At 66.4% G+C, this 25,121-nt stretch carries 19 protein-coding genes; 13 read left to right on the forward strand and 6 right to left on the reverse strand.

All coding sequences use genetic code 11. The features are described from left to right. The first annotated feature begins 107 nt into the window (after nt 1-107). Nucleotides 108-1,946 carry an excinuclease ABC subunit UvrC gene (gene uvrC / locus QME71_01770; GenBank protein MDI6857025.1) on the forward strand — a complete coding sequence of 613 codons (1,839 nt, stop codon included), beginning with the start codon at nt 108-110 and terminating at the stop codon, nt 1,944-1,946. Between the two features lie 102 nt (nt 1,947-2,048). Here uvrC and QME71_01775 read toward each other — a convergent pair whose 3' ends face one another. Both QME71_01775 and QME71_01780 read right to left on the reverse strand, forming a co-directional pair. Continuing rightward, nucleotides 2,049-3,248 carry a carboxypeptidase regulatory-like domain-containing protein gene (locus QME71_01775; GenBank protein ID MDI6857026.1) on the reverse strand — a complete coding sequence of 400 codons (1,200 nt, stop codon included), beginning with the start codon at nt 3,246-3,248 and terminating at the stop codon, nt 2,049-2,051. A gap of 52 nt (nt 3,249-3,300) precedes the next feature. Next, entirely contained in the window at nt 3,301-4,035 is a 735-nt protein-coding gene (locus QME71_01780) for a DUF72 domain-containing protein (GenBank protein MDI6857027.1), read from the reverse strand. A 123-nt stretch (nt 4,036-4,158) separates the two neighbouring features. Here QME71_01780 and QME71_01785 point away from each other — a divergent pair, with 123 nt between their 5' ends. The 7 genes from QME71_01785 to gap all read left to right on the forward strand — a co-directional run bounded on the left by QME71_01785 (nt 4,159) and on the right by gap (nt 11,295). Continuing rightward, nucleotides 4,159-4,824 carry a protein-L-isoaspartate(D-aspartate) O-methyltransferase gene (locus QME71_01785; GenBank protein ID MDI6857028.1) on the forward strand — a complete coding sequence of 222 codons (666 nt, stop codon included), beginning with the start codon at nt 4,159-4,161 and terminating at the stop codon, nt 4,822-4,824. A 155-nt stretch (nt 4,825-4,979) separates the two neighbouring features. Further along, nucleotides 4,980-5,894: a site-specific tyrosine recombinase XerD gene (gene xerD, locus QME71_01790; protein ID MDI6857029.1), complete on the forward strand. Its 915-nt coding sequence runs from the start codon at nt 4,980-4,982 to the stop codon at nt 5,892-5,894. A 37-nt stretch (nt 5,895-5,931) separates the two neighbouring features. After that, complete coding sequence (locus QME71_01795) at nt 5,932-7,842, forward strand: immune inhibitor A (GenBank protein ID MDI6857030.1); 1,911 nt, start codon at nt 5,932-5,934, stop codon at nt 7,840-7,842. Between the two features lie 38 nt (nt 7,843-7,880). Then, nucleotides 7,881-8,393, forward strand: a complete 513-nt coding sequence (locus QME71_01800; GenBank protein ID MDI6857031.1) for a TIGR00725 family protein — start codon at nt 7,881-7,883, stop codon at nt 8,391-8,393. Continuing rightward, a complete protein-coding gene (gene eno, locus QME71_01805; GenBank protein MDI6857032.1) occupies nt 8,383-9,696 on the forward strand; it encodes a phosphopyruvate hydratase in 1,314 nt (437 codons plus the stop codon). Before QME71_01800 ends, eno begins: the two co-directional genes overlap by 11 nt. A gap of 224 nt (nt 9,697-9,920) precedes the next feature. After that, nucleotides 9,921-10,235 (forward strand): heavy metal-binding domain-containing protein, encoded by a 315-nt coding sequence (locus tag QME71_01810; protein MDI6857033.1) that lies wholly within the window; start codon nt 9,921-9,923, stop codon nt 10,233-10,235. 46 nt (nt 10,236-10,281) lie between these two features. Further along, a complete protein-coding gene (gene gap / locus QME71_01815; GenBank protein MDI6857034.1) occupies nt 10,282-11,295 on the forward strand; it encodes a type I glyceraldehyde-3-phosphate dehydrogenase in 1,014 nt (337 codons plus the stop codon). Nucleotides 11,296-11,355: 60 nt separating this feature from the next. On the opposite strand, the gene QME71_01820 is transcribed toward gap, so the two are convergent. The 4 genes from QME71_01820 to QME71_01835 are packed head-to-tail and all read right to left on the reverse strand — an operon-like array spanning nt 11,356 to nt 17,430. After that, on the reverse strand, nt 11,356-12,354 hold the full coding sequence (locus QME71_01820) for a lysylphosphatidylglycerol synthase transmembrane domain-containing protein (protein MDI6857035.1): 999 nt from the start codon (nt 12,352-12,354) through the stop codon (nt 11,356-11,358). A 1-nt stretch (nt 12,355) separates the two neighbouring features. Next, complete coding sequence (locus QME71_01825) at nt 12,356-13,537, reverse strand: glycosyltransferase (GenBank protein ID MDI6857036.1); 1,182 nt, start codon at nt 13,535-13,537, stop codon at nt 12,356-12,358. 5 nt (nt 13,538-13,542) lie between these two features. Further along, nucleotides 13,543-14,715 (reverse strand): glycosyltransferase family 2 protein, encoded by a 1,173-nt coding sequence (locus QME71_01830; GenBank protein MDI6857037.1) that lies wholly within the window; start codon nt 14,713-14,715, stop codon nt 13,543-13,545. A 27-nt stretch (nt 14,716-14,742) separates the two neighbouring features. Further along, the gene (locus QME71_01835; GenBank protein MDI6857038.1) at nt 14,743-17,430 is read right to left on the reverse strand and encodes a glycosyltransferase family 39 protein; all 2,688 of its coding nucleotides are present in this window, start codon (nt 17,428-17,430) and stop codon (nt 14,743-14,745) included. A 310-nt stretch (nt 17,431-17,740) separates the two neighbouring features. Here QME71_01835 and QME71_01840 point away from each other — a divergent pair, with 310 nt between their 5' ends. The 5 genes from QME71_01840 to rimM all read left to right on the forward strand — a co-directional run bounded on the left by QME71_01840 (nt 17,741) and on the right by rimM (nt 25,072). Continuing rightward, entirely contained in the window at nt 17,741-22,450 is a 4,710-nt protein-coding gene (locus QME71_01840; protein ID MDI6857039.1) for a DUF2298 domain-containing protein, read from the forward strand. A 90-nt stretch (nt 22,451-22,540) separates the two neighbouring features. Then, entirely contained in the window at nt 22,541-23,863 is a 1,323-nt protein-coding gene (gene ffh, locus QME71_01845) for a signal recognition particle protein (GenBank protein MDI6857040.1), read from the forward strand. A gap of 46 nt (nt 23,864-23,909) precedes the next feature. After that, nucleotides 23,910-24,191, forward strand: coding sequence for a 30S ribosomal protein S16 (gene rpsP / locus QME71_01850; protein ID MDI6857041.1), 282 nt, complete (start codon nt 23,910-23,912; stop codon nt 24,189-24,191). A gap of 22 nt (nt 24,192-24,213) precedes the next feature. Continuing rightward, a complete protein-coding gene (locus QME71_01855) occupies nt 24,214-24,447 on the forward strand; it encodes a KH domain-containing protein (GenBank protein MDI6857042.1) in 234 nt (77 codons plus the stop codon). Nucleotides 24,448-24,517: 70 nt separating this feature from the next. Then, complete coding sequence (rimM, locus tag QME71_01860) at nt 24,518-25,072, forward strand: ribosome maturation factor RimM (protein MDI6857043.1); 555 nt, start codon at nt 24,518-24,520, stop codon at nt 25,070-25,072. Nucleotides 25,073-25,121: the final 49 nt, after the last annotated feature.

A 25,121-nucleotide genomic window follows, 5' to 3' on the forward strand; every position in this document is an offset into this window, starting at 1 on the left:
GAGCGGTCGAAGGCCCTTCGCAGGCTGCGAGAGTCTATTGTACAGGCAGCGCACCTTTGCGCTCACGCTTGAGAGGCCCTCTTCGGGGCGGATACAATGGTATCGAGATGACAAAATCGTTGATGGCCCAGCGCGTGTCCGCCCTGCCCAACCGGCCGGGCGTCTACATCATGAAAGACGCCGACGGACGCGTGATCTACGTCGGCAAGGCGGCGAGCCTGCGCAGCCGCGTCCGCTCCTACTTCGGGTCGCCCCGCAGTATGGAGCCGAAGCTCCGCGCCCTCGCCGAATCGATCGCCGATTTCGATTACATTGTCACGAACACAAACCAGGAGGCCCTCCACCTGGAGGCGACGCTGGTCAAGCGACACCAGCCGTTCTTCAACGTGCGGCTCAAGGACGACAAGCACTACCCCTACCTGCGCATCGACGTCCAGAACCCGTGGCCGCGCGTCGAGATCACCCGCCGCATCGCCGACGACGGCGCCCGCTACTTCGGGCCATACGCCAGCGCCTGGTCGGTGCGCAAGATACTCGACATCGTGAACCGCATCTTCCCCTGGCGGACGTGCACCAAGCAGATCACTGGCGCCGACCCGCGCCCCTGCCTCGACTTTTACATCCACCGCTGCGCCGGCCCCTGCTCCGGCGAGTGCACCAAAGAGGAGTACGACGAGGTCATCCGGCAGGTGATCATGTTCCTCGAGGGCAAGACGGACGAGGTGGTGCGCCAGATCCGCGCGCAGATGGAGGAGGCGTCGGAGAGCCAGCAGTTCGAGCGGGCGGCCATCCTCCGCGACCAGCTCCGCGCCATCGAGAACGTGACCGAGCGCCAGGTCACGGCCTATGCGACCCCCCAGGACGAGGACGTCTTCGGGCTGGCGCGCGCCGACGGCGAGGCGATGGTGCAGGTGCTGTTCATCCGCGGCACGAAGATGGTGGGAGGCGACCACTTCGCCCTCGACGGCGCCGGGGACGAGCCCGACGAGGAGGTGGTGAACGGCTTCCTGAAGCAGTTCTACGAATCGGCGACGTACGTGCCCCGAAACATTCTCCTCCCGGTCGACGTGCCGGAGCGCCGCCCCATCGAAGAGTGGCTATCGGAGCGAAGGGGCACCCGGGTGCGGTTGCTGGTCCCCGCGCGGGGCAACAAGCGCCGCCTGGTGACAATGGCGCGCGACAACGCCCGCGAGGCGCTGGAAATGGAACGCGTGAAGTGGCTGGCCGACCGCACGCGCACGCAGGCCGCGCTCGAGGAGCTGCAGGATGAGCTCGAGCTGCCGTCGCTGCCACGCCGCATCGAGTGCTTCGACATCTCCGACATCATGGGCACGTCCGCTGTCGGCAGCATGGCCGTCTTTATCGACGGGCGGCCGCGGTCGGCGGAGTACCGTCGCTTCCGCATCCGCACGGTCGAGGGCGCGAACGACGTGGCGATGATGGCGGAGGTGCTGCGTCGCCGCTTCCGGCGCGCCGGCGAGGCGGCGGAGCGCCCGGAGCAGGACGAGAAGGGATGGGGCGTTCTTCCCGATCTCGTCATCATCGACGGCGGGCGGGCGCAGCTTAACGCCGCCTTCGAAGTGCTGCGCGAGTCGGGCGTGCCGGAGATACCGGCAGCGGGCCTGGCAAAGCAGGAAGAGGAGCTGTACGTGAAGGACCTGGCGGAGCCCATCGTCCTGCCGCGGACGTCGCAGGCGCTGTACCTGCTGCAACGGGTCCGCGACGAGGCGCACCGCTTTGCCGTGACGTACCACCGGAAGGTGCGCCAGAAGGCGGGGACGCGCTCAGCGCTCGACTCGATACCGGGCGTGGGGCCGAAGCGGAGGCGAGCGCTGGTCCGGAAGTTCGGCTCGGTGAAGGCGATACGGGAGGCCAGTGTCGACGAGATTGCGTCGACGGTGGGGTTCACGCGGTCGCTGGCGGAGCGGGTGAAGGCGTCCCTTTAGGCGAAAGTTCGCGCCGCCGGACGACGACTCCCGAAGTGAGGCTCGCAAGAGAAGAGGAGAGGGACGGCGTCCCTCTCCTGATCCTCTCTGCGTTTGCTCCGGCTAGCGTCCGAGCTTCGCTTCCAGGGCGGCGACGCGCGTCGTAAGATCGGCGACCTGCCGCTGTAGCGCCGCGATCTGCCTGTCTTTCTCCACCAGCATGTCGTTCAGCTCCTGGATGGCGGCGAAGGCGACGCCGTACGCGTCCACGACCTCGATCCGGCGATCGCTGCCGCCGAGGCCGAAGGCGGCGTAGAAGTCCTGCGCCATGGGGCCGACGTGGCGGACGCCCGGCTCGCTGATGTAGCTCCAGCTCGTGATAGGAAGCGCGACCAGTCGCCGCAGTATCTCTCGCCTGTCGACGGGGGCGAAGCCCTCCTTCAAGTTGACGTCGCTAGCGACGGGCGGGACACTGCTGTCGTAGACGGCGCGGAAGCGGAGCTGCGCCTCGAAGCGGATGTTGGCGCTGTCGGGGCCGGTGGCGTCGTTGCTGTTTATCGTCACCGTCTGCCAGGAGGTGTTCGGCGAGGGCGCTATCCAGTCATACGCGGCCGTCGAGACTACGGCGTAGGGAATGACCACGGGGGGAAAGCCCTGCTGAGTGTATACAATGAGGGTGGCCGTCACCACCAAACGGAAGTCGTCTCCAAGAACGGTGCAGGTGGAGCCGAAAGCCAGGGGCGAAGGATCACCGGGCGCGGTCGCCTGGCCAAGCTCATCCTGACACCCTCCCGCACTGGGGTCAGCGGGATCCGAATAGACGTTGGCCCTGACGACGTAGACCCAGGCGAGAATAGTGGCTCCACCCGGCACTGCAGGCGGCAACGACACGCTGTCCACGTCGACAACAGGGATCTCGACCTGGACGCGCTGCACCTTCTCGCGCACGAGCTGAAAGCCCTGCACCTCCCAGAAGCTGGAAAGGTCCGCCAGGCTCGCGTTCGCGTTGTCGTTGTATTGCATCATGCGGGCTGCGGTCAGGGGCTCGAACCCGGGCTCCGATATCTGGAAGCTGATCGGCCCGACGGCAGGTACCGGCCCGTACTTCTGATCGACCACAAAGATGCCGTTGGCATCGGTGACCGCCGAGCCCGAGGCGCCGTTTGCGTCGGTGTAGTTTACCGTTACGCCGGGCAGCGGGTTCCCGGTCTCGGCGTCTCTCACGACGCCCCACAGGCAACCGGAGAACAGGAGAGAGGCGGCGACGGCGACGGCCAGCAACGGAAGGACTCGAAAGAGGCGAGAGCGGTTGCTTCCTTTCATGGCAGCACACCTCCTTGTTATGGGGCGATACTAGGCGCAAGGGTCGGCTGCGTCAAGTAAGGAGAGACGAAAGCGTCCGGGCGTTGGCGACAGCGTAGCCGTGCGCATCGTTGTTGAAGTAGACGTAGACTTCGCGCACGTCTTCGGGCAGGTCCCGCAGGCGGTCCGCCCATCCGCGGAGCTGCCCATCGCTGTAGGAGCCGCCGTAGGCGCTGTCGCTGCCATGGAAGCGCACGTAGGCGAAATCGGTCGTCGCCACGAGCGGCGTCTCGCGGTCGAACATGTGGAAGACGCAGAAGGCGGCGTTGTGCAGCCGCAGCAGGGAGAACACGTCGTCGTCGAACCAGGAGTCATGCCGGAACTCAAAGACGTGGCGGACGTCGCTCGGCAGCAGGGAGAGGAAGTGGGCCAGGCGGTCGCGGTTCTCAGGCTTGAGGTGGAAGTTGGGCGGGAGCTGGTAGAGAACGGGGCCGAGCGAGCCCTCGAGCAGGCGCGCGCCGCCGAGAAAGCTGTCCAGCGGCTGTTCGGGGTGCGTGAGGCGCTTGACGTGAGTGATGTAGCGGCTCGCCTTCACGGCGAAGACGAAGCCTTCGGGCACCGCCTGCCGCCAGGAGCGCCAGTTCTCCTCTTTGGGGAGCCGATAAAAGCTGTTGTTCAGCTCAACGGTGGGGAAATGACGTCGGTAGAAGTCGAGCCACTTGCCGGCAGGGAGGCCCTTTGGATAGAAAGGGCCGCGCCAGTGGTTGTAGACCCAGCCGGAGGTGCCGATCCAGAAGCGCTTCGTCATCTGCCTCTCCCAGATCTACTGGCTGAGGAGATTATATCATTCGCAGACCTTGGGCTCCCTCACACCCTATGCTATCGTAGTGGTGACAGTGGCCAGCCGAAGGAGCGGAGGCACACCAAATCGATGGAGAGCGATTTCGCCGCGGCGCGCAGGGCCCTCGTGGAGGGACTCCGGCAGGAGATCAGGGACGAGCGGGTGCTGGAGGCGATGAGACGCGTGCCGCGCGAGAAGTTTGTCCCCGAGCAGTACCAGCGCTACGCCTACGACGACCGTCCCCTGCCCATCGGCCAGGGGCAGACGATTTCCCAGCCGCTAATGGTGGCGATAATGACGGATATCCTGAGGCTGGCGGGCACTGAAAAGGTGCTGGAAGTGGGCACCGGGTCGGGCTACCAGGCGGCGATACTGGCGGAGCTGGCGCGCGAGGTCGTCACCGTCGAGCGCATGGCGGAGCTGGCGGAAAGCGCGGCGCAGCGCCTGCGAGAGCTCGGATACGGGAACGTGTCCGTTCACGTGAACGAGAGGGGGCTTGGCTGGCCCGAGGAGGCCCCTTACGATGCAATCGTCGTGACGGCGGGCGCCCCCCAGGTGCCGCAGTCGCTGGTCGACCAGCTCGCGATAGGCGGGCGGATGGTGATACCGGTGGGCGGGCGGCGCGTGCAGCAGCTCTTGAGGGTGGTCAGGGAACCGCACGGGACATCCGTGACGCGCCACGGGCAGTGCCGGTTCGTGCCGTTGGTGGGCGAGGGGGCCTGGTCGGAGGAGGAGGAGAGCGAAGCGGAATACTAGTCGCGGGGGCGCCGCCGGCCACGGCAGGATCGAGCGCGGCCGGCGCTCTTCCCTCAAAAAATCTTCAACTTTCTTTACAGGATAGCTGGACAGCAACCCGCCTTGTGATAAAATGGGGGCGCTCTTCCCCCCAATACTCTTCGAGGTGATCGGTCATGGACGACCCTGTCGGCCAGTTCCTCCACTACCTGTCCGTTGAGAAGGGATCTTCCACCAACACCATCGCCGCCTACCGGAACGATCTCTCCCAGTTCCGCGGCTACCTCCAGGAGACGGGGAACCTCAACGGCGGCTCTCCCCCCTGGAACACCGTCAATCGGATGGCTGTCGTGGACTACATCGGCGAGCTCAAACGCAAAGGCTACGCAGAAGCGACGGTGGCGCGAAAGATAGCGGCAATCAAAGCATTCTTCACTTTTCTCCACCAGGTCGAGACCGCCATCGAGAGCAACCCCACCGAGAACGTAGGCTTTCGCGTCCCCAAGTCGCTGCCCAAACCGCTGTCGATCCGCGAGATCGATGAGCTGCTCGAGCAGCCTGCCCGCTCCTCGACACCCGAGGCGAAGCGCGACAAGGCAATGCTGGAGCTCCTCTACGCCACCGGCCTCCGGGTCACAGAGCTTGTCTCGCTCGACGTCGACCACGTCCACATGAACAGGCGGGCTCCACACGTCCGCTGCATGGGGAAGGCCGGAAAGGAACGCACCATCCCCATACACAGGGACGCCCTTGACGCCCTCCAAGAGTACCTCGACGAAGGACGCCCGCGGCTTGTCAGGGACAAGCACCAGCAGGCGCTATTCGTCAACCGGCGGGGCGAGCGCCTGACGCGGCAGGGCTTCTGGCTGATACTCAAAGGCTACGCGAGGGCGGCGGAAATAGCGAAGCCTGTTACTCCTCATACCTTGCGTCACAGCTTTGCCACCCATATGCTGAAAGGAGGAGCGCCACTCCGAAACGTTCAGGAACTGCTGGGTCATGCCAACATGTCGACGACGCAGGTGTACACGAAACTCACCGACGATATGCTGCGGCAAGTCTACGAGAGGGCGCACCCCAGAGCAAAGTAAGTCAGCAGCTGAAAGCAGAGGCAGCCTGATCAGACGAGTGGCTGCCTCTCTTCTTGCCCTGCTGCTGCTTCTCCTGCCCGTCGCCTGCGACGACGACGGCGCGCCCGCCACGCCGACGGCTGCCCCCACGATTGCCGCGACGCCCTCGCCGGCCGCGACCCCCACTCCCGCCCGAGACGTCTCCCTCCCTCGTCGCAACCTCGTGGAGCTGGCACGACGGCTGCGCGGCGTCACCGGCGATATTCCCACGCAGGTCAACGCCGTACCGCCCGCGTACCAGGTCGGCGACACTCACACGTTCAGCCTCCTCCACATGGCGCCGCCCGGCCAGGCAGGAGAAGTGCCGCCGACCCTGCTCGAGATCCAGGCGACGATCCGGCTGGTCACGCCCCACGCCTACTTCTACTTCGAGGATGGGCTGGACGTCGCCAAGGAAGACATTGAGCAGGCGGGGCGCGTATTCGAGGAGACGATCTATCCTACCGTTGTCAGCCACTTCGGGCAGGAGCGCAGCCCGGGAATCGACAACGACCCGCACATCACCATTCTTCACGCCGCTCTCGAAGGCGCGGGCGGATACTTCAGCGATCTCGACTGCTTTCCTCGCGCCGTCAGCCCCATCAGCAATGAGCGGGAGATGGTCTACCTCGACCTGCCGTCGCTCCGGCCGGGCGGTCTGCTCTACGCGGGCGTGCTCGCGCACGAGCTGCAACACCTCGTCCTCTGGAGCAACGACCCCAGCGAGGAGCTATGGGTCAACGAGGGGCTCTCGGAGGTGGCGGCGGGACTGGTGAGGGAGGGCAGCTCGATGGGATGGGCTTTCCTCGACGAGCCGGACACGCAGCTCAACACCTGGGACCCCCGGGGAGAGAACGCCGTGCACTACGGGGCCGCCGACCTCTTCCTTCGCTACGTCGCGCAGCGGGTGGGGGGCGCAGAGAAGCTGACGGGCCTCGTCGCTGAGCCGCGGGACGGCTTTGACGGCGTGACCGCCTTCCTCGCCGCCCAGGGGCTGGCCGCCGATTCCTTCGACCTGTTCGCCGACTGGCTCGTCGCGAACCTCCTCGACCTCTCGAACGACCCTGTTCTCGGCCACGCCGGCGTAGAGGCTGGCGTGGAGCCCGAGATATCGCTGGAGGGGACGGCCAGCGGCGCGGAGACCGTGAGCCAGTTCGGGGCCGACTACATCGAGATCGACGTCAACGCTGCCGCAGCCACCTTTGCCTTCGACGGGGAGGAGACCGTGCCCTTGCTGCCCAACCAACCCCATAGCGGCCGCGGTCAATGGTGGTCGGCGCGCGGCGACGGCATCGACACGAAGCTAACGCGTGAGATCGACCTCAGCGGCGTGTCCAGCGCCACGCTCGAGTTCTGGACGTGGTTCGACATCGAAAGGTGGTACGACTACGGCTACGTCGAGGCGTCGGCGGACGGCGGGCAGACCTGGGAGGTGCTTGAGGGGACGCACACCACTCTGGACGACCCCTTGCAGCAGGCGTACGGGCCGGGCTACACCGGCAGGAGCGGCGGCGGAGAGACCGCCCAGTGGGTGAAGGAGTCGATGGACCTGAGCCGGTTCGCGGGCGGGAAGCTGCTGCTACGGTTCGAGTACGTCACCGACCTGGGCGTGAACGCGCCCGGGTGGGCCATCGACGATCTCACGGTACCTGAGATCGGGCTTGCGGACGGCGCCGAGGCCGACGGAGCATGGCAGGCGGAAGGCTTTCAGCGCGTGACAGGCCCCCTCCAGCAGCGCTTTCTCGTCCAGGTGATCGAGCGGGGGCAGCCACCGGAGATGACGCACGTGGCGCTTGACGCGCGGAACCGGGCGTCGATCACCCTCGCGTCCGACGGCGGCGACACAGAGGCGGTTATCGTAATCGCCGGCCTTACTGAGGGCACGACGGAGAAGGCGCGGTACGAGTACACCCTGAGCCTCTCGCCCTAGTTGTCGCGCGGCCGCTTCCCCGATATGATTGACTTGAGATGATGATCTCCGTTGTCGGCGGCGACCACGCGCCCCCGGAGGCCCTCGAGATGGCCGAACAGGTAGGCCGCGAGCTGGCAAAACGGGGCTGCGCTCTCGTCTGCGGCGGCCGCGGCGGCGTCATGGAGGCCGCGTGCCGGGGGGCCCGCGCCGAGGGCGGCCACACCATCGGCATCCTGCCGACGATGGACGCCAGCGGCATGAACCCCTACGTCGAGTTCCCCATCGTCACCGCGCTCGGCTACGCCCGCAACGCCATCGTCGTCCTCTCGGGCAGCGCCGTCATCGCCATCGACGGCTCTTACGGCACGCTGTCGGAGATTGCGCACGCGCTCCAGTACGGCAAGCCCGTCGTCTTGCTGGCGAGCTGGACGTTCAGCGCCGACGGGCACGAGAGTCCCCCCGTGATACACGCCAGCGGCCCGGTCGATGCGGTCGAGAAGGCGATAGCCGCGGCCAAAGCCCCAGGGATGGGACCTGCAACGACGGAGGAGGCAGCCCGTGGAAATTGAATCGGTCCATGCGCGCGAAATACTGGATTCCCGCGGCAATCCCACCCTCGAAGTAGAGGTCACCCTCCTCGACGGCTCCTGGGGCCGCGCCGCCGTCCCCTCGGGCGCCAGCACGGGACAGCACGAGGCGCTGGAGCTGCGCGACGGCGACGCTTCGCGCTACGGCGGCAAGGGCGTGCAGCGCGCGGTCGAAAACGTTAATAAGACGCTAGCCGGCGCCCTGCTCGGCCTGTCCGCGCTCGAGCAGACGGCCATCGACAACCTGATGCGCGAGCTCGACGGCACGCCCGACAAGTCGCGCCTGGGGGCGAACGCTATCCTCGGCGTATCGCTGGCGGTGGCGCACGCCGCCGCCGCTTCGCTGGGGCTGCCGCTCTACCGCTACCTCGGCGGCCCCGCGGCGCGCGTTCTCCCCGTGCCCATGTTCAACATCCTCAACGGAGGACGCCACGCCGCCGGCTCGACGGACTTTCAAGAGTTCATGGTGATGCCGGTGGGCGCCCGCACCTTTGCGGAGGCCCTGCGCATGGGGAGCGAAGTCTACCACGCGCTGAAGTCGCTGCTAGTCGCGCGGGGCCTGTCGACGAACGTGGGCGATGAGGGCGGCTTCGCGCCGTCGCTGGAAGGGAACAGCGACGCCGTCGAGCTCGTCGTCGAGGCGATCAAGTCGGCGGGCTACCGACCGGGCCAGGACGTCGCGATAGCGCTCGACCCCGCGGCCAGCGAGTTCTACGACGGCGAGGCGAAGGAGTACGTGCTGGCGAAGGAAGCACGCCGCCTCTCGAGCGAGGAGATGGTGTCGCACTGGCAGCAGTGGTGCGGGAAGTACCCTATCGTCAGCCTGGAGGACGGGCTCGCCGAAGACGACTGGAACGGCTGGTGGAAGCTGACGGCCGAGCTCGGGCGCGACATCCAGATCGTAGGCGACGACCTGTTCGTCACCAACACCGAGCGACTGGCGAAGGGCATCCGGCAGGGGGCGGCGAACGCGATCCTCATCAAGCTGAACCAGATCGGCACGCTCACGGAGACTCTCGCCGCCGTCGAGATGGCGCAGCAGGCAGGCTGGGCGGCGGTAATCAGCCACCGCAGCGGCGAGACGGAGGACACCACCATCGCCGACCTTGTGGTGGCGACGGGCGCGGGACAGATCAAGACCGGCGCCCCCGCCCGCAGCGAGCGGGTGGCGAAGTACAACCGGCTGCTGCGCATCGAGGAGGAGCTGGGGGGCGCGGCGGAGTACGCGGGGTGGAACGCCTTCCGGCTGCCCGCCCTCCGCGAACGAGGAGCCGCAACAGACTAGCGCTTGGAATGTCCGACAACGTGCGGACGGGCATGCGCGCTGGAAAGCATCGACTGGGCTTCGGACCGGATCATCGGGGATTGGTTCAGCCTGCGGGATGAATCCCACAGCCTTTACCTGTCAGGCCCTCGCGATGGCTGAGGGTCTCAGGCCTCAGAACCGCCCCTCTGATCAGTTAACAGACAGGGCATGAAGCAGTTACCGCAGGCGCGAAAGGAGTCCACGTGATTGTCACCACTACCCCCAGCGTCGAAGGAAAGGCAATCCGCGAATATCTCGGCGTCGTAACCGGCGAAGCGATCGTGGGCGCGAACGTCTTCCGCGACATCGGCGCATCCATTCGCGACGTCATCGGCGGGCGCGCCGGCTCCTACGAGAAGGAGCTGAAGAAGGCGCGCGAGACCGCCATCGCGGAGATGCAGGAGGAGGCCGCGTCGCTGGGCGCAAATGCGATCATCGGCGTCGATATCGATTACGAGACGCTGCGGGGCTCGATGCTAATGGTGTCGGTCTCAGGAACGGCAGTGAAGACCGAATAGACAGGCGGTTCCGGGAGGGCCACTGTAATCACAGGGAGGTACGACGATGGCAACGAAGATAGGGATCAACGGTTTTGGCCGCATCGGCCGCCAGGTGCTGAAGGCGATACTCGACTTCCACCTCGACGAGCTTGAGGTGGTGGCGGTGAACGACCTGGCGCCGCCGGAGACGAACGCGCATCTCTTCAAGTACGACTCCAACTACGGCCGCTTCGAGGGGGAAGTGAGCGTGCAGGGGGACAGCCTGAAGATCGACAACCACATGGTGCGGGTGTTCTCCGAGCGCGACCCGGCCGCGATCCCCTGGCAGGAGGTGGGGGCGCAGATCGTCATCGAATCGACGGGGCGGTTCACGGACGCCGAGCAGGCGCGGGCGCACCTGCGCGGGCCGGTGAAGAAGGTCGTCATATCAGCGCCGGCGAAGGGCGAAGACCTGACGGTTGTGCTGGGGGTTAACGAAGACAAGTATGACCCGGCGTCGCACCACATCATCTCCAACGCCTCCTGCACCACGAACGGCGTCGCGCCCGTGGCCAAGGTGCTCCACGACTCGTTTGGAATCAAACGGGGGCTGATGACGACCTGCCACGCTTACACAAACGACCAGGTGATCCTCGACACCGTGCACCGCGACCTCAGGCGGGCGCGCGCCGCCGCCCTCAACATCATCCCCACGACGACGGGCGCGGCGCGGGCGGTTGCCCTCGTCATACCGGAGCTGAAAGGGAAGCTGAACGGCGTCGCCCTGCGGGTGCCCACGTCGACGGTGTCGATCATCGACCTCACGGTCGAGCTGGAGCGGGAGGCGACGGCAGAAGAGATCAACGCGGCGTTCGAGAAGGCGGCGGAAGGCCCCCTCAAGGGGATCCTGGTCTACGAGGAAGACCCGCTCGTCAGCATCGACTTCAAGGGGAACCCGGCGAGCTCGATCTTCGACCCGGCGCTGACGATGGTGATAGAGGGTTCGATGGTGAAGGTCTTCTCCTGGTACGACAACGAGTGGGGCTACTCGGTGCGCACCGCCGACCTGTGCTCGCTGCTCACGAAGAGGGGGCTGTAGCCGCAGGCCGCCGTAACCGCTGTGTCTTCGCCCGGCCGGGCTCCCTTGCCGCGGCACGCATCATCGGGACACGGGCGCCTGGCCTTGCTCGCCCTCCGTCGATGCGAGCGCCTCCCTGCGCCGCAGCCAGACGACGAGGTACGCGTACCCGGCGAGGCCGATGAGTCCCGCGGGCAGCGTCACCGTCGCGCGCAGGAGCAGCACCGCTGCCGCTGCGGTCGAAAGCGTGGCGCCCGCCTGCTCCAGGAGCGCCGTCATCGTCCAGTCGAGCGCGCCCAGGCCGAGCGGCAATAGCGAGACGATGCCGGCGACGGCCCCTGCGCCCACCGCCAGCGCTGCCTCGCGCGGCGACAGCCCGGCATCCAGCGACGCGCCGATGAGCCAGAGCTGGAGCGTCATCAAGGCGAAAATGGTCACCGTCAGGGCGGCGAAGAGCAGCCCCAGCCGCTGGTCGCGCGCGAGGATCGTTAACGCGGAGAGCGAGCGTTCCCCCGCGCCTGCCGCTCTGTCGCCGGCAAGCCGCAACCGGTTCGCCAGCCGGCCGTCGGAGCGCGTCAGCCGCTTGAGCAGCGTCCCCAGCGTCCAGGGCAGGCCGAGGAGAAGCAACCCCGCCGCCGGCACGACGGGCCTCGCGGCCGCGGGCACGACCGCCCAAAGCGCGACGAGGCCGGTTGCGACGCACAGTATGGCGAAGGAGAACCCGCGCTCGTAGACGATGGTCGCGAAGCCGTCGGCGTAGGAGACGGCGTGGCGTCCCTTCAGAAAAGGGGTGCGGATGACGTCGCCGGCGGCGCCGGGGGTGAGGACGGCGGCGATGTTGCCGATTGCCGAGACCGGCAGCAGGGCGGGCACGGAAGCGTCGTAGCCCAGCCGGCGCAGCGCCAAGTGGGTGCGCACGGCGAGGAGCGCGATCGTCGGCAGGTTCAAAAGGACGACGCCGAGGGCCGTCCAGGGGTCGAACCGGCTGAGGGCATCGCCGAGCTCCCACACCTCGACGCGCCAGAGCAGCAGCGCCAGGAGCGCCGCCGCCACCGCCGCCTGCAGCCACCACCTACTCACGTCACGTCCTTTCCGTTGCCTCGCTGGCCGCCAGCCTCGTCGAGCGCTCCTGCGCCCACGCCACGCTGTAGCGTCCGCTGGCCCAGGCGACGAAGCCGCGCAGGAATATCCACTCGTTGAACAGGGCGACCAGCGACAGGCGTCGCAGCCGCGGCCACCGCGCGAGGCCCCACGCCGCGGCCGCAAGGGAGACGGCTGACACGAAAGCGGTGCGCCGCCGTCCGAGGCCACGGGCGCAATCAAGCGCCAGCCAGACGAGGGCAGGCAGCCGCAGCGGAAGATAGTACAGAAGGTCGGAAGGCAGTATCAGCATACCGAAGAGGCCGTAACGGGGATTAAAGACCATCCGCCGGAAGCGCATCAGCTCCTGGATGCCGCCCACGGCCCGTCTCGACTTCACGGCATCGAGCTCGCGGAAGCTGGCGGAACGCGCCTCGCTGAACGACGCCTCGCCGTCCACAACCGCGCGGTACCCCGACTGCCGCAGCCGCAGCGCCACGTTCATATCGTCCGCCATCGAGTCCTCATCCACGTGCTGTACGAGCGAACGGCGGTAGCAGCACATTTCGCCGGAGAGGAAGGGCGTGGAATCGACGGCCGATTCGAGACGGCGTAGGCGGTTCCGCAGCTCCCAGAAGAGCCCTTCCTCCTGCTGGGACGTGGTCGCTTGCTCGGAGACGCGGAAGTCGCCGGTGACGGCGCCCACCGCCGGATCGGCGAAGTTCGCGACGATGTTCCGGAGCGCGCGCGGGTCGAACAGGGTCAGCGCGTCGGTGACTACGATGATCTCGCCCCGGGCTTCCGGCAGCGCCAGGTTCGTCGCTGCCGCCTTGCCGCGCCGCGTCTCTTCGCGAATGAGCTTGAGGCCGGGCAGCAGCCCCTCGCGGCGCGCCTGCTCCACGATCTCCGCCGTGCCGTCGGTCGAGCCGGAGTCGACGACGATCACTTCGATCTTCGACGGGTCGTAATCGTACCCCGCCACGTCGAGGAGGCGACGGCGGATGAGCGGCGCCTCGTTGTGAGTCGGGACGATGATCGTGACGGTGGGCTCGTATCCCGGCTGCTTGCGGACGGCGCGCCTTGATATGCGCGCCAGCGCTGCCAGGGCCAGCGGATAGCCGGCGACGGGCCACACGAGCGCTAACCCGGTGGCCATCCTGAGGACAAGACGGACAGCGGTCAAAGGCATCATTCTATATCGATGAGCGCGGTGAGAAAGCCCCCCAGGGTGACGTTGGCACCGATGATAAGACAGCTCTGGGCGATAGCCGCCATACCGGAAAGGTGCGCGCCGCCCTCGGTGCCGCTCAGCCAGCGATAGAAGATGTACCCGTCTAGCGCGATGCCGGTCAGGAACAGCGTGGCACCAAGGAGCAGTACGCGCTCCAGCGACAGGTGCTCGCGGTAGAGTCGGATTAGTCTCCCCTCCGAGACGATGCCCCTCGATTCTGCGTACAGGCTGGTTGCGACTCCCAGTATGAGCGCGTTCGAGCCGACGGCGAGCAGGATGCCGCCCGCGAAGAGGGGCTGCCAATTCAGCGACCCGAGCGGCAGGCCGGTCTGCGTGGCGACGGTTATCGTCAGCGAGACAAGCCCGACCACAAAGAGGACAAGGCCGGGCACGAAGAAGGCGTAGCCGGGAGTGTGCAGAAGGAGGAAACGCACGTGCCGCCAGGCGTCGCGAAAGGCGTGCAGTTTGCTCTCCGTGACGCGTGGGTAGTAGGAGATGGGCACTTCCGTCATCCGCAGGCCCCGTCGCGCGCTCTTCAGTATCATTTCCGACGCCAGCTCCATCCCCGTTGAACGGAGTTGCATGCGCTCGTAGGCCTCGCGGGTGAAGGCGCGCATGCCGCACTGGCTGTCGCCGAGCCGCGAGCCGGAGAACAAGCTCAGGAGCGCCGTGAGCAGGGGCGTGCCGATGAACCGGTGGCTCCACGCCATCGACCCCGGAGAGAGGCTTTTCAGCCGGTTGCCAACTACCATGTCGTATCCTTCGCCAAGGGGCGCGATGAGGGCGTCTAAATCACTGAGGTCGTACGTGTCGTCGGCATCGGCCATGACGATAACTCGGCCTGTGGACTCGGCGAACCCCCGGAGATGGGCGCTGCCGTAGCCACGCCTCGGCTCGTCGACGACGCGCGCGCCGGCCTCGATGGCGCGCTCGCGCGAGCGATCGGTCGAGCCATTATCCACCACGATCACCTCGCCTCGCACACCCGCCGACTGGCACCAGCCCAGCGCCTTACGCACGCAGACCGCGACGGTTTCTTCCTCGTTCAGACACGGCAGCACAACCGAGACGTCGACCTGCGCCGCGTTCGTGCCGGCAGTTGTGTCGCCCGAAGTGCGTTCTGAGACCAACCGCGTTCTCGTCCTTCCTGCGCTCCCCTAAAAGGGGCGGATATCCACGCCTGCCGCTGCAGAAGGGGTGGAGACTGCCAGCCGGCCGCCCGTCCAGGTGTCGCTGTCCGTTCTCAGCAACAACTCGACGCGATGCTCTCCAGCCGCCAGCTCTACCGCCGCATCGCAGACGGTGACGGCGTTGTGCGCTGCGGGGCCGCAGACAGCCTCTTGCCTACCGTCGATGACGACTTGGGCCTCTCCGCCTTCGAACCGAAGGGCGAGGCCATAAGAGCCGCCTACCCGTACGCGCCAGGTCGCGATGAAACGCTCCTCCACCAGCCGGATCTCGTCGCGATCGATGCTCTTCCCGGCCTGCGCTGCGCCTTGCGCCAGCATGCGCGTCTCTTCGAGCAGCGGCCCCAGCGCCGACTGAGCGAGGTCCGATGCCGGCCGCTGCGTCACGAATGCGCCCACCCCATCGATGGCGAATGTGCGCGCGTGTAGCCAGCCTTCCACAGGCGCGAGGGCAAACAAGTCCTTTTCCTCCAGATGGCGGAAGGCCCCACTGGGATCCTGCCAGTAAAGCCAGAACTCTCCTCCGGGCGACTCCTTGTCCAGCGTTATCTCCACCCAGTGCCAGCCCACCGCCAGCGACGGCGCGTCGGCGGAAGTGAGGAGCCCGTTCGCCACGTACGGCTGTCCGCCGTCGATCGAGACACGCGTTGGGTCGTCGCCGCCGGCGCGTAGCGACCATGTCCCTTGCCCATCGAGGAACGCGAGCCCGCGCCAGGTCACGCTGAACGGCGGCTCCGGCGCCTGCACTGCGTCCCACGACAGCCGGTGCGGCTTGTCAACGCGTTCGACGGGCGACGTTCCGTCTCCCCGGCGCGAGACGTACTCGGCAAGGAGCCCCTGCCGGCTACGTATCTCTCCGCCGGTGAGTGCGTACCCTAAGAGATAATACAGCTTCTCGGGGCCCGCCTTTACTTCGTCCGGCTCAAGCCCCGAATACGCCCAAGCAATGTCGCGCTGCACGGGCTCCACGAGGTCGGGAGCAACGACGTAGGCCAGAGTAACCGGCCCCGAGGGCTCGCCGCGCAGCGGCCAGCCCTCCAGTGGGCCCGTCAGGGCCGCGCCCTGCAGGCCATGGCATACCCATATGTGGTCGCCCCAGGCCTTTGCCTCCTGCTGGGGGGTGTCCCGCGGCAGGGCGAGGCCGAAAGCCGGACCGCGCGCGTTGAACGAATAGCCGAAGTTGTCAGGGCCGCGTTCTCTCAGATAGTCGCAAAGGGCATACCAGTAACTCTGAGGATGGGCATACGCCTGCAGCATCTTCGGTTCGTCGACCGCATCGTTGAAAAAGGCGTCAGCGTTCCACGCCCACGAGAAGGCGGCAAGTGCGGCGAGTGCAAGGGAGAACGCCTTCGCGGTGAGACGCGGCGGCAATGCTGCGCGCACGTCGTCGACGAAGAAGGCGGCCATCACCAGCCCAACGGGGAAAAGCCCGACGAACTTCCACGGCTCCCAGTTTGATAGCAGGAGGGCGCCACCCATGAGAGTTCCGAGAAACCAACCGGCGAAGAGCAGCCGGTAGGGCCGCAGAAGTGTCCCCAAAGTCCAGGCAAGCCCGACGACGATCAGAAAGGCGGACATCGGATCGATGAAGGCGCGGTCGGCGGGTGTCAGCGGCGTCCGTCGCGGGAAGTCGTCGTCACCCACCGGAGCGAAGAGCTGTGCCGACCACTTGACCTGCGTCTCCCAGTTGGGCGCGAATAGTCCCGGCGTACCGCGGTTCTCTCTGTCGGCCTCCTGCCGGTGGAGGGAGGAGAGATAGATGTCCCGTCCTAGATGTTCGCCCATCATCAAGGGAGCGGCGACGATTCCCGCTGCCACGGTGAAGGCGATCGCCGGTCGCCAGGCAGCTTTCGCCCCTGCGGCAAGCGCCGACCTCGCCTTCGCGGCCCCGCCGCTCACCGCCGCCCGGAACAGCAGCCAGAGCCCGGCGGCGGCGAGAAACCCGACGACGTAGAAGGGCACGGCTTTGAACGGCTCGTACTCGTACGAAAGCAGCCCCGCTAGAAAGCCGGCCGCTACAAAGAGAACGGCGCTGCGCCGCTGCGCCCCAGCGACCACGCATAGCGCAAGCAGGATAGTGAACAGCGCGGCGTCGGCGGTGACGCGGTAGTGGAGCGATGGCCAGAACGCGCCTGCAAGCAGCGCCGTCGCGAAGAGGGCCACGGGCACACTCACCAGCCGGCGCAACAGGAGATAGGATGCGGGAACGGCGAGCACGCCCATTGCGATGCCAGCGAAGCGCAGCCCGAAGGTGTTCTCGCCGAAGGTGGCCAGGCTGGCGGCGACGAGGTAGCGCACAGGGTAGAAGAGAGGCCGCTCCCCCTGAAGAATGCGATATGCGACACCGCCCGTGATGTGTTCCTCGAAGGCGAGGCCATCGTCGGGCGGGAATGTGCCGAGCCTGTACACCCGCATGAACACGGCGAAGGCGGCAATGGCCGCGAGGAGCAGCAGCTCAACCCTGTGCTGCGAAAGGAAGCCGCGCGCGCGCCGCCGCCAGCCCCACTCGAAATCGGGCAGGCCCCCGGCGGCGAATACGAGCAGCCCGAGAAGCGCCACGCCGTAGAGGACGAGGGCATCATCGAAGCGGAGCATCCGCGGATCGTGCAGCAGCAGCGAGCCCCATATGCCAAACCCGACGGCAACAGCAAGCCCCACCAATGAGAAAATGAACCTGAGACTTGGACGCGCGAACGGAGGAAGCATTCGCACCCGCAACCGCCGCAGCCTTCGTTCCTGCTTGACCTCCGAGTCTACCAACCGCTTCGCACCTCATTAATTCGAACCCGTCTGTCTCAATCAGCCGGAGTTTACGGGGAAAGGAAGGCCTGCTGCAACCGTTCGGCGGGCCGCTGCCGGCGGCGCTTGCGGCCTGGAAAAAGATGATTTAGACTGCCTTAGCTTTGGTTAAACGGGGAGAGGTCCGAGGGGTGCCGTCCACGCTGAGATGACGGAAGAATCTGTTTCTGTGAGGGAGGTCGAAGAGCCGTCCACGCAGCCCGGTCGCAGCGACCTCCTCGTGTCCCTGCTTGCATCCACCCGCGCGCTCACGATCATTGCCCTCGCCGTCATCATCGCCTTCGGGGGGGCGCTCCGCTTCTACAACCTCAACTGGGATTCGCCGGCGATGGTCGATCCGGCCGCGGCCGACTCGCCGTCGCATCTCCACCCCGACGAGCGCTTCATGGCGATGGTCGAAGACAGCATCGAGGTGCCGGGCAGTCTCGGCCTCTACTTCGACACGGACAGCTCGCCTCTCAACCCTTATCAACAGGAGCGCGACTACGTCTACGGCACCCTCCCGCTCTTTCTGGTCAAGATAATCGGCAACATCACCGGGAACACGGGCTACGACGAGATCACGGAGACCGGCCGGGCCGTCACCGCCCTTTTCGACACGATGACGATCCTGCTCGTCTTCCTGATCGGGCGGCGCCTCGCGGGACGGAACGTCGGGCTGCTCGCCTCGCTGCTCTACGCCGCCGCGGTCCTGCCGATCCAGCACGCGCACTTCTTCGTCGTCGACTCCTACGTGACGTTCTTCGCCGCCGCCGCCGTCTACTTCTCGATAGGGGTGGCCCAGAACGGCCGCTGGCACAACTACGCGCTTGCCGGGCTGATGACGGGGCTGGCGATGGCCTGCAAGCTGACGGCCGTCTCGCTGGTGCCGGTCGTGGGGCTGGCGGCCGCTATACACGCCTGGCCGTCTTACAAACACCTGCTTCCTTTCCGACGGGAAAGCGACGAAGGCCGGCCTGAAGGCGAAGGGGAGTCCGCTTTGAAGCGGCCCCGCCTTCGCGGCGACGTCATCGGCCTGGCGCTGATGCTCCTGCTTGCCTTTGGCGCGTTTCGCATCGCCCAGCCGTACGCCTTCACCACGCCCTCCTGGAGCGACTTCGCGATCTGGGACCGCGATGAGCGCATCGTGAACCTTCCCAACGCCTGCACGGAGAAGAGGGTAGGCGGGGAGACAGTGAGAAGCTGCAACCTGCTCGTCACCGAGGTGGCTTCCCGCCTCAACTTCAACCCCCGCTTCGTGCAGGACCAGCTCAACCAGCGGAACTTGCTGGGCGGCGACGCCATGTTCCCGCCATCGGTGCAATGGATCGGCCGCACAAAGTGGCTCTACCCGCTGGAGCAGATGGTACTGTGGGGAATGGGCCCGGCGCTCGGGATCACAGCCTGGGCAGGTTTCCTTTACGCCGCCTGGCGCGCCGTCTTCCGCTGCGAGGCGCTCGCGCTGGTGCTGCTCGCCTGGGTGGCGGGCTACTTCGTCTTCATGGGCGGGCAGTTCTCTCTGTACATGCGGTACTTCCTGCCCATCTACCCCGTCCTTGCCGTGTTCGCGAGCATGCTCCTCATTCATCTCTGGCGGAGCGTCCGCAGCCCGCCGTTTCTCGCCGGAGTGCGCGCTCTCGCGCCGCGGTCCGTTCCAGCCGCCCGCTGGCTCGGCGTCGGGGCGGTCGTCGTCGTATCGGCAGCTACCGTTCTTTGGGCGCTCTCCTACGCGTCAATCTACTCGCGCCCGCACACGCGCCTGGAGGCCTCGAAGTGGATCTTCGAGAACGTCCCCGAGGGCAGCGTCGTTACCAACGAGAGCTGGGACGACGCCCTCCCCATGAGCCTCCCTTCAGGGAACGCCCGCGCCTATCAGCAGATATCGATGAACGGCTACGGTGTGGACTCAGAGCGCGGCAAAATGGCGGAGCTCATCGACTTCCTAGACCAGGCCGACTACATCGTTCTCTCCAGCGCCCGCCTGTCCGGCACCATCCCGCGCGCGCCGGCGATCTATCCGGTCACGAGCCGCTACTACGACCTCCTGCTCGACGAGAAGCTGGGCTTCCGCCTCGCCGCGAAATTCACGTCGTACCCCGGATTGCTCGGGGTCGCTATCCCGGACGACGCGGCCGAGGAGTCGTTCAGTGTCTACGACCACCCGAAAGTCCTTATCTTCGAGAAGACGGAGCAGTACTCGACTGAGAGCGCCGTCATGTTGCTCAACCCGGCGGAAGGGGCCAACGCCGTCAGCATGACGCCGGCGGAAGCGGGCGGCAACGCCCTCCTCATGACGCCGGACGAGGCGGCAAAGCAGCAGGAAGGCGGCACGTGGACCTCCATATTCGACCCGGAAAGCTTCAGCAACCGCTTTCCTGCCGTTACCTGGCTCCTCGCCATCGAGATCGTCTCGCTGGCTCTGGCGCCGCTGGCTCTGCTCGTGTTCCGTTCCCTGCCCGACCGCGGCTATCTGCTGACGAAGCCGCTGGGGCTGCTCGCGGTCTCCTGGCTGGTGTGGCTGGGCGCCAGCCTCAAGCTTTTCGACTTCACGCGCGGCAGCATCGCCGTCGTCTTCCTGCTTATCGTGGCCGTCGGCGCCGCGACCGCGCGTCTCCAGAAGGGGGCGTGGAGGGATTATGTCAAGCGTCACTGGCGCGCCATCCTTCTCAGCGAGGCCCTCTTCCTGGGCGCGTTCCTGGCCTTCTACTGGATACGCACGCTCAACCCCGACCTCTGGCACTCCTCTCGCGGCGGCGAGAAGCCGATGGAGCTGGCGTACCTCAACGCCGTGACCCGCAGCACGACCATGCCCCCTTACGACCCCTGGCTGGCCGGCGGCTATCTTAACTATTACTACTTCGGCCAGTTCATGACCGCAACGCTCATAAAGTTCAGCGGCATCCTCCCCGAGATCGCCTTCAACCTTGCCGTGCCGACGTTTTTCGCCATGACGGTGGGCGCCGCCTACTCGGTCTGCCTCAACCTCGCCGAGGCGGTGCGACGCCGCGTCCGCCTGCCGCGCGGGCCGTTCGGCGGAGCGAAGGGGCCGGTGATGGCAGGGCTGGCGGCCGTCGTCCTGGTGGCGGTTGTCGGGAACCTGCAGGCCCTCTATCAGACGGTCGAGCGCTTTTCCGCCGTCAGCGATTGGCGTCTGGGCAGCGGCATCCCCCTCATCAGCGGGATGGTGGGGCTCATCGGCGGAGTGTGGAACGTCATCATCGGCAACGCCGGCCGACTGCCCGGGTTCGATTTCTGGGCGCCCAGCCGCATCATGCCCGGCCAGGCCAGCATCACCGAGTTTCCGTTCTGGACCTTCCTCTTCGCCGATTTGCACGCCCACCTGATGGCCATCCCCTTCGATATCACCATCCTCGGCGTCGCTCTCGCCCTCGTCCTGCGACCGAAGGCAAGCATGAAGAAAAGCGACGGCGGTGGCCGCGCGACCGGCTGGGCGGGCATCGCCGTCCTCGCGCTGCTCGTAGGCGCCCTGCGGCCGATCAACTCGTGGGACTACCCGCCGTTTCTCCTTCTCGCCGTCGCCGCCGTCTTCATCAGCGAGCGGGCCGCGGAAGGAAGGGCGAACTGGCGCATGGTGGGCGTTGCGACGGGGAAGGCGGCCGTCCTCGTCGTGCTGTCCGTTCTCTTCTTCTTCCCCTTCTGGCGCGACTACCACCTCTTCTACAAGGGCTTCCACGCCTCGACGGAGACGACGCAGCTCGACTGGTACCTCGACCACTTCGGCCTCTTCCTGTTCGCCACGGGGTCGCTGCTGGCGTTCTTCACCTGGCGGGCGTTCCGCCGCCGGCCGGAGCGGACGGCGCCGCTCTATGTCCTGACGTTCGCCGCGGTGGGGCTCGTTGTGTCGCTTGGAGTGGCGTTTAGCGGAGAGAGCCACCGCCTGCCGATAACCGTGACCGGCCTCTCCGTGTCTTCGTTCCTGGGCGACCTCGCGTCCAACGATCTGCCCGTCGTCCTCCTTTCGATGGCGGTGATCGCGCTCCTGCTGCTGCTCGCCTGGCGCGAGCTGCGGTCGTGGCGCGCCGATTCGCCGGTGCGGCTGTTCCTGTTCGCGATGGTGGGGATGGCGCTCGCCTTAAGCGCGGCCGTCGACGTTCTCACCCTCGACGGCGATATCGACCGCATGAACACCGTCTTCAAGTTCTACGTGCACGTGTGGCTGCTGTTCGCCGTCGTTTCCGCGTTCGGGTTGTGGTACCTGTTGGCGGTAACGGCGCGCCGACGGCCGCCAAAGAAGAGCGGAGCGACGGGGCAGCTCGCGGGCTGGGCGAAGGGCGGCTGGACCGCCGTGCTGGCGGTGCTGCTTGGCGCGTCGCTCATCTACCCGTTCTCGGGGACGCGGGCGCGGGTTAGCGCCGGCGAGCGCTTCGACGAGTACACAGGCCGGGGCGTCAACGGGATGGAGTATATGAAGCATGCCGTCTATCGCGACGAGTTCGGGCCCGTGGAGCTGAAGTACGATTACGATGCCATCCAGTGGATGCGGCAGAACGTGGAAGGGACGCCGGTCATCGTCGAGGCGCAGACGCCGAACTACCGCTGGGGCTCCCGCTTCTCCATCTACACCGGCCTGCCGACGGTGATCGGCTGGGGCTGGCACCAGCAGCAGCAACGGGGAAAATACGCCGACATGGTCATTGAGCGCGAGGAGCAGGTGAAGCAGTTCTACTCCACGCCCTCGGTCGACGAGGCGATCATCTTCTTGCAGCGGTACAACGTATCGTACGTGATAGTGGGGCAGATCGAGCGGGGGTACTACGGGCCGGAGGGAATGTCGAAGTTCGAGGAGATGGACGGCCAGGAGCTGCGCCTCGTGTTCAAGAACGAGGGCACGCGCATCTACGAGGTCGCCGCCCTTCCCCCAATCCTCCCCTCTTCATAGCAAGAGTATCCGCTCTGAGGAGACGCTTTTTTCGGTTCGTCCCTCCTTGACCCCCTTGGCGCGCGGCGCCTACAATTGATCTGAAGCCTCATGCTCGAAGTTCTCACCGATAAGCTCCAGTCCGTCTTTCGACGCCTCAGCAGCCGCGGCATTGTCACCGAAAAAGACCTCGATGAGGCCCTGCGCGAGGTCCGCCTCGCCCTCCTCGAGGCCGACGTCAACTTCCGCGTCGTGCGCGAGTTCATCGCCGGCGTGCGGGAGCAGGCGCTCGGCGCCGAGGTGCTGGAAAGCCTTACCGGGCCGCAGCAGGTCGTCTCCGTCGTCCACAAGCAGCTCGTCGAGGTGCTGGGCAAGAGTCACGCCGCAATCCAGCCCGCGAAACAGCCGCCGACCGTCATCATGCTCGTCGGGCTGAAGGGCTCCGGCAAGACGACGACGGCGGCCAAGCTGGCGCTCAACCTGAGGAAGCAGGGCTACAAGCCGCTCATGGTCTCCGCCGACCCGCACCGGGTGGCGGCGGGCGAGCAGTTGCAGTCGCTGGGGCGGCAGCTCAGCATCCCGGTCTTCGGCGACGGCGCATCGCCCTCGAAGCTGGCGAAGGGCGCCTTCGACGAGGCGCGACGCACGGGCGCCAACCTGCTCATCGTCGACACGCCGGGCTACATGCAGGTCGCGGGCGAGATGCTGGCCGAGGTGCGGGAGCTGCACCGCGAGTTCGCGCCCTCCGAGGTGCTGCTCATCGTCGACGCCATGACGGGGCAGGAGGCGGTGAACGTTGCCCAAGAGTTCCACGACGCGCTGGGCATAACGGGGTTCATCATCACCAAGATGGACGGTGACGCGCGCGGCGGCGCCGCCCTCTCGATACGCGCCGTGACCGGCGTCCCCGTGAAGTTCATCGGCACGGGGGAGAAGGTCGACGCGCTGGAGGCGTTCCACCCCGATCGCTTCGCCTCGCGCATCCTCGGCATGGGCGACGTCCTCAGCCTCATCGAAAAGGCGCAGGAGACGGTCGACCGGCAGCAGGCGAAGTCGATGGAGCGCAAGCTGAAAGCGGGCACCCTCGACCTGAACGATTTTCTCGCCCAGATCCAGCAGGTGAAGAAGATGGGGCCGCTAACGCAGGTGCTCGAGATGCTGCCGGGCTTCTCGGGGATCAAGAAGCAACTGGGAAACGTGCAGCTCGACGATTCGGCGTGGAAGCGAGCAGAAGCGATAGTCTATTCGATGACGCCGCTGGAGCGCCACAACCCGGAGATAATCGACGGCAGCCGGCGACGGCGCATCGCGCAGGGCAGCGGCACGAGCGTGCAGGATATCAACCAGTTGCTGAAGCAGTGGCGCGAGGCCAAGCGCCTGATGGAGGCCATAGCCTCCGGCCGGGGGCCGAAACAGTTTGGCCAACTGCGCTGACTCTGCTATTATTCCCCTTGTCCGACAACTGCCTGGAGGTGATTGATTGCTGAGAATCCGCTTGCGGCGCGTGGGCAAGAAGAAGCAGCCCGCCTATCGAATCGTCGTCGCTGACTCGCGGTCGCCGCGGGATGGCGCGTTCATCGAAATAATCGGCCTGTACGACCCGCTGACCGACCCGGCCACCGTCAACATCGATGAAGAGAAGGCGCGGAAGTGGCTGGGCCAGGGAGCGCAGCCCTCGGAGACGGCGGCCAAGCTGCTGGCCCGGCAGGGCATCATAGAGAGGAGCGAGAAGAGCGCGCCTCCGTCGCCGGCGACGGAATGACCTTTCATCCTCAGTTCTGCAAATGAAAGAGTTGATCGAGTATATCGCCAGGGCCATCGTCGACAACCCGGACGAGGTGGTGGTAAGGGAGGAGGAGGAAGGGGACCGCATCGTGTTCTACCTGCAGGTGGCGGAGTCGGACATGGGGAAGGTGATCGGGAAGCAGGGGCGGATCGCGAACGCGATGCGCACGCTTCTCAAGGTGGCGGCAGCGAAGGGCGGCGTGCGCCGCGCGTCGCTGGAAATCGGCGAATAACCCTCGAACCAAGGACAGACCGCGGCGCCGGCGTTTGGGCGGCCGGCGCGCTTCTTGTTTGATCCTCACGATGGCGAAAACCACTAACCGAACGTTACCTCCCACCGAAGGACCGTTCATCGCCGTCGGCCGCGCGCTCGCGCCGGCGGGCCTGGCGGGCGACATCAGAATCGAGCCGCTCACGGACGTGGTCGGTCTCTTCTCCAAGGGGCGGAGTCTCTGGCTGAGAGGCGAGCGGTTCGAGGTGGAGCGGGCGCAGCGGCGGAAGGGACAGGTTCTCGTCAAGCTATCGGGCGTCGACTCGCGCGAGGCGGCGGAGGCGTTGAGGGGAGAAGCCGTTGAGGTGCCGAAAAGCCTCCTCGAACCGCTGCCGGAAGGCAGGTACTACCGGTTCCAGATCGTCGGTATGCAGGTGTATGACGCGGGACGCGGCCACCTGGGCGAGATTCGTCAAGTGCTTACGACGGGCGCAAACGATGTCTACGTGGTGGAGGGAGAAAGGGGAGAGGTGCTGCTGCCAGCGATCGACGACGTGGTCAAGGAAGTGGACGTTGCGGGCGGCAGGATGACCGTCGACCTGATGGAGGGGATGCTGCCGGAGGAGCGCGAGGGGCGCGTTCCTTGACACCCTGTTCGGCCGAATCTACAATCGAATCGATGCCCCAGAGGCTCAG

Source organism: Dehalococcoidia bacterium (assembly GCA_030018455.1).
GTDB lineage: Bacteria > Chloroflexota > Dehalococcoidia > DSTF01 > JALHUB01 > JASEFU01.